This is a genomic window from Parafilimonas sp. (assembly GCF_047606085.1).
Classification (GTDB): Bacteria; Bacteroidota; Bacteroidia; order Chitinophagales; family Chitinophagaceae; genus Parafilimonas.
On record NZ_JASGEX010000119.1, the window covers coordinates 1 to 5,738 of the forward strand.

5 protein-coding genes are annotated in these 5,738 nt (G+C 44.8%); all 5 read left to right on the forward strand.

What is annotated here, in order from left to right:
• Positions 1-228, forward strand: a 228-nt coding sequence (locus tag QM629_RS10390) for a hypothetical protein (RefSeq protein ID WP_415159799.1), incomplete at its 5' end; no start/stop codon positions are given.
• 171 nt (positions 229-399) lie between these two features.
• The gene (locus QM629_RS10395; protein ID WP_415159800.1) at positions 400-1,455 is read left to right on the forward strand and encodes an aldose 1-epimerase family protein; all 1,056 of its coding nucleotides are present in this window, start codon (positions 400-402) and stop codon (positions 1,453-1,455) included.
• 459 nt (positions 1,456-1,914) lie between these two features.
• Positions 1,915-3,129: a hypothetical protein gene (locus QM629_RS10400; protein WP_415159801.1), complete on the forward strand. Its 1,215-nt coding sequence runs from the start codon at positions 1,915-1,917 to the stop codon at positions 3,127-3,129.
• A 204-nt stretch (positions 3,130-3,333) separates the two neighbouring features.
• Entirely contained in the window at positions 3,334-4,374 is a 1,041-nt protein-coding gene (locus QM629_RS10405; protein ID WP_415159802.1) for a sugar phosphate isomerase/epimerase family protein, read from the forward strand.
• Positions 4,375-4,413: 39 nt separating this feature from the next.
• Complete coding sequence (locus QM629_RS10410) at positions 4,414-5,565, forward strand: Gfo/Idh/MocA family protein (protein WP_415159803.1); 1,152 nt, start codon at positions 4,414-4,416, stop codon at positions 5,563-5,565.
• The last annotated feature ends 173 nt before the right edge of the window (positions 5,566-5,738 follow it).

Consider the following 5,738-nt stretch of genomic DNA (forward strand, 5'->3'; position numbering starts at 1 on the left):
AGGCTTGTTCGCCAGGATGATAACAATTACTACGTTTCTCAAAACCCTTTTGCGCCGCAGCAAATAAGGGAAGTGGCCAAAAAAGATGTATTGAGGATACAAAAATCTGATCAGTCTATCATGTTATCGGGATTGATCAATAATTTAAACCCGGATGAATTGAAAGACCTGATGGCCTACCTGAAATCTGGTGGCGATGAAAATAATCCTGTGTTCAAGAAAAAGTAGAAAGATTTTAAATTGATTCGCATTAACATAAAAGGGTGTATTTGGTTTTTTGCAGGCGGGTGTCATCACCCGCCCGCAGAACCCGCTACCGGTCGGTGTCTCACCCATCGGAAAGTTGGGTGCGGAACGAAAAACTGAAATGTACCAAACAAAAGCATTCTGATTTAAGCAATGCAGGAAGGATGGGAAAATAAAATATCCAGCGTTTCGCAATTGGGCGGCATTGAAACCTCCGTGCTGGATAGTGGTTCTGGGAGAGGGGTAAGAATTGCCTGGGTTAATACCGGCAGCGGCTTGCGTTATAAGGTAGTGCTGGATCGCGCCATGGATATTGCGGATACTTTTTTTAACAGCCATTGCCTTTCCTGGATAAACGAAACCGGCATAACGCCGCCTCAACCTTTTTCAGATAAAGGTATTGACTGGCTGCGGACTTTTGGCGGAGGGTTACTGGTAACATGCGGCCTGTCGCATATCGGCGGTCCGGAATCAGATGAGTATGGAGAACGGGGCCTGCATGGAAGAATCAGCAATATACCGGCAGAAATTATATCCATTCAGCAACCTGATCCTTTTCGCGGCGAAATGGACATGAGCATTACAGGGCGTATAAGGGAAACATCCGTTTTTGGCCCGCGGCTTGAATTGAAGCGCACTATTTCAAGCCGCCTGGGCCAGCCTGTTATCCGCATAAAAGATGAAGTTACCAATAACGGTAACCAAAGCACGCCGCACATGCTTTTGTATCACTTCAACTTTGGCTGGCCACTGGCTAATGAAGGCGCAGATATTTTATGGCATGGAAACTGGCAGGCCCGTGATGAAAACAGCAGGCTCATCTTTAATGAAAAAAATAATTTCCATAAATGCCCGCCGGTAATGAAAGAGCATAACGGCGCCGGTGAAGCTGCTGCCTTCATTGATTGTACAGCCAATGATAAAGGCTGGTGCGTTTGCGGTTTATACAATTCAGGCTTAGAGCTTGCTGTCGCACTGCGTTTTCAGAAACAGCAATTGCCTTGGCTTGCCAACTGGCAACATTGGGGAGAGCGGGAATATGTTACCGGCCTGGAACCCGGTGCCAATAAAGTAATTGGCCAGAAAAAGGCGAGGGAAGAGGGTTCATTAATTATATTACAACCGGGAGAGGCAAGATGTTATGAGTTAGAACTGGAAGTGATGTGTGATAGTGATAAAATTGAATCTTTTATGCAGCAGTATAAATGAAGAAAGTAAAAAGACTGGCTCAGTCTGCCAGACTGAGCCAGTCTAATCTGTAATGAAGAAATTGTTTGCGTAAATTATTAATTTAAATTAATAGAAGTTTCGGGATAATAACCCAAGACTGAAGTCTTGGGGAAAATGCAGGTCTTAGTTGTTGGCTTTAGCCAAAGTGCTGTTCTCAAAAATGGGCGCCGGCTAAAGCCATCAAAATAGATGCATTGATATTCCCAATCTTAAAAGATTGGGTTAATTTCTATCCCGGACTGACGCTAAATTAAGAGCAATGCTGCCATGAAAATATACAGTACAAGGGAGTGACACAACGAAGTTGCCATGAAAAACCCCGCCTGACCGCAAAAGAAAAATAAAAGTCAGTCGGGCAGGAAAAGCTGGTAACTAAAAAACTTAAACAGCATTTAATACGCTAATAATAAAAATTAAAACGATTCTAAAATTAAGGCCATGGAAAAAGCAAATTTATTTCAGCAGGCATTGGATCAGGGAAAGGGTATAGTAAGGCTGGCGCCCAACTGGGTGCCAAGATCATTTTGTGTGCCCGGCAGGAGAATAAAACTTCATCCGGACGATTATTATGTTTTGGGCGGAGTAAGGGGCGGTATTGATGAACGCTGGTTTTCATCTGCCACGCCCGCAAAGAACGGCCCTTTAACCGGCGAGCATGAAGGGTTGAGCTTTATTGTTTTTAAAAATGGAGATAAAGAAGAATTGCTGTTATTAAAAGATGCGGTTGATGAATTAAAAGGTGCGCTTATCGGCGACCGTATATGGAATGAATACCAAAGCTGGCCCATGTATTCCAAGTTCTTCGATAACATGGGGCCGCTGCCGCATCATATTCATCATAATGATGAGAAGGCAGCGCTTATTGGTCAAAAAGGTAAGCCGGAAGCCTATTATTTTCCACCACAAGTCAACAATCACGGCGGCGATTTCCCCTATACATTTTTCGGCATTGCCCCCGGCACTACCAAAGAGCAAATAAAAGAATGCCTTCAAAATTTTTCAAAGGGCGATAATAAGATCACCAACTATTCCCAGGCTTTCCGTCTTGAACCGGGAACAGGCTGGGACGTGCCGCCGGGCATGTTGCACGCCCCGGGAAGTATGTGCACGTATGAGCCTCAAAAAGCATCCGATGTATTTGCCATGTACCAGTCGCTGGTAAACGAAGCCATTATTCCCGAAGAATTATTATGGCAGGGCGTGCCGGAAAAAGATAAAGGCAATTTTGATGCTTTGATGGATATAATTGACTGGGATTTGAATGTTGACCCAAACATTCTCGAAACAAGGTTTATGGCGCCGAAACCTGTAAAAGCAGTTGCAGAAATGGAAGCGGAAGGCTACCGCGAAAACTGGGTTTGTTACCGTTCGGATGCTTTCAGCGCAAAAGAATTAACGGTGTTGCCCGGCGCAACGGTAACCATTAAAGACAGCGCCGCTTATGGATTAATAATGATGCAGGGGCATGGTACAATGGGCGTATGGGATATAGAAACGCCGGCGCTTATCCGCTACGGGCAATTAACGAATGATGAGTTTTTTGTAAGCGAAACTGCCGCAAAGGAAGGCGTGAAAATCGTCAACAGGTCTTCAACAGATCCCATTGTAATGCTTAAACACTTTGGTCCGGGTAATCCTGATTTGTCATTATAAAACATCTTATTCATCTAATGCTGATGACTAAGGTTTAGATTCTTTGAAATACTCAATAATCAATACACAATAATCAATGTTCAATTGTAAACCCCGCAAAATGATTATTGAAAATTGAGCATTCCTGCCCGTCCGGCAGGCGGGGAATATTGAGTGTTTTCTTTAGTCAATAACATTGCTTATTCATCTTAAATTTTTAACGATATGCAGGAAAATAATTATCCCAAACTGCACAACGCCACCTGGCCTGGTGTTGTAGGAAAAGGAGATGGGTCTGAACCGGTCATTCCTTTTGATACTTTATTAAAATTTACTGCCGAAGCGGAAGTTGACGGCGTTAAGTTTGACGGCGTTGATATTGGTTTGTTTGACGTGCATTTTGGTATTAACCAATCTGATGATGATATTAAAAAGCTTGCCGATAAAGTGGCTTCTTACGGGTTAAAAATAGGAAGCCTTGTGGCGCCGATATGGCCGCCCGATGGCGGCCCGGCCATGGGAACCGCTGAAGAAAGAAAACGTTTTGTTGAACAGGTGCGTAAATCCTGCCATGTTGGAAAACTGCTCCGGGAGATTGGCATCCGTCCTTATGGCGTGGTGCGCATAGACTCTGCTGTAAACCCTGATTCATGGTTAAAAGACCCCGTAAATAATACAGCGCTCATTGCGCAAACTTTTCGCGAAGCCTGCGATGTAGCGGCTGATTATGGTGAAAAGCTGGCTGCCGAAGGCGAAATATGCTGGGGCGGTATGCATAGCTGGAAAAAGATGGTTGATACATTGGAACAGGTTGACCGGCCTAACATCGGTTTCCAGGCAGATATGTCGCACACCTTTTTATATCTTTTAGGATATAATGCGCCTGAAGACCGCATACTTCCCGAAGACTTTAGCTGGGATGATAAGGCAACGCTGGAAGCGGGTTTGAAAAAATTAACCGATGCTTTACGCCCGTGGACAATTGATTTTCATGTCGCCCAAAATGACGGCACGGTGCATGGCACAGGCTCGCATGATAAAACAGGGAAACATTGTTTGCCCAACGATCCCAATGGCAAATTAGACATTGCGAAATATGCCGGCTATTGGCTGCGTGATGATAACGGGAGCCTCACCAAGGCATTCAAACATATTTGCTGGGATGGCTGTATGTTTCCTAATGAGAAAATGATGCAGCAGCAAACCTGGAATGATATACTGGCGGCAATGGTGGCGGTGCAAAAAGCACATGGATGGAGTGAATAAACTGCAATTAATTTTTAAGAAGAAAAACGAAAAAGAATTATGGCAAATAAAAAAGAATTAAGAATAGGATTGATTGGCTGCGGTTTTATGGGGCGTACACATTCTAACGCTTACAACCGCATCCGCAACTTTTTTCCCGAACTGGCATATATACCGGTTTTAAAAGCTGCATGCGCCCGCAATGAGGACAGGGTAAAGGCCTTTGCCGCACAGTGGAATTATGAATCTTATGAAACGGATTGGAGAAAGCTTATTCAACGGGATGATATTGATGCAATAGATATATGCACCCCAAATGATACACATGCCGAAATAGCGATTGCCGCCGCAGAGGCAGGCAAAATGGTGCTTACTGAAAAGCCGCTGGCCCGCAATGTGGAAGAAGCCCGTAAAATGGTTGAAGCCGTAGAAAAAGCAAAGGTGGCCAATACCGTATGGTATAATTACCGCCGTATTCCTGCGGTTAGCCTGGCGAAACAAATCATAGATTCAGGCAAGCTGGGAAAGATATTTCATTATCGTGCTAATTTTCTGCAGGACTGGACCATCAGCGCTGACCTGCCGCAAGGCGGCGAAGGCCTGTGGCGCATGGATGCGAATGTTGCAGGCTCCGGTGTTACCGGCGACCTGCTGGCGCATTGCATTGATACCGCAATATGGCTTAACGGAAGCATTAAAGATGTGAATGCCGTTACAGAAACTTTTGTAAAAGAACGCATGCACCAGCTTACCGGCAAGGTAGAAAAAGTGGGCATTGATGATGCCTGCATATTTCATTGCCATTTTGCAAACGGTTCTTTGGGTTTGTTTGAATCCACCCGTTATGCGCGTGGGCATAAAGCTCTCTATACATTTGAAATTAATGGTGAGCATGCTTCCATCAAATGGGACCTGCATGATCTGAACCGCCTCGAATATTTCGATCATTCAGATGAATCCAGGGTGCGTGGCTGGCGTTCCATTCATGTAACGGATGGTGACCAGCCTTATATGGATCATTGGTGGGTGCCGGGGCTTGGCATTGGTTATGAGCATTCATTCATACACCAGGCAGCAGATTTTCTGAAGAGCCTGGAAACAGGCGAGCCTTGTTCCCCTACTTTCCGCGATGCTTTTGAAACGCAGCAGGTTTGCGAAGCCGTTTTGGAATCTGCGGCATCGGGAAGCTGGAAGCAGATTGGGACTGTGTAGTACGATCTCATCCCAACCCTTCTCCAAAGGAGAAGGGCAAGAAGGTTCTGGAATTTTTGAAGTATCTTCTAAGTTGCGGGCGATAAAAGCCCTCTCTTTTGGAGAGGATTTAGGTGAGGTCAATTTGAAAATTTTAATCTTTTCTTATCCAGGGCTCACGTTAATAAGTTTAT

Coding starts and splice junctions, on each gene's coding strand:
- QM629_RS10395 (WP_415159800.1), top strand. CDS start 400: ATGCAGGAAGGATGGGAAAATAAAATATCCAGCGTTTCGCAATTGGGC.
- QM629_RS10400 (WP_415159801.1), top strand. CDS start 1,915: ATGGAAAAAGCAAATTTATTTCAGCAGGCATTGGATCAGGGAAAGGGT.
- QM629_RS10405 (WP_415159802.1), top strand. CDS start 3,334: ATGCAGGAAAATAATTATCCCAAACTGCACAACGCCACCTGGCCTGGT.
- QM629_RS10410 (WP_415159803.1), top strand. CDS start 4,414: ATGGCAAATAAAAAAGAATTAAGAATAGGATTGATTGGCTGCGGTTTT.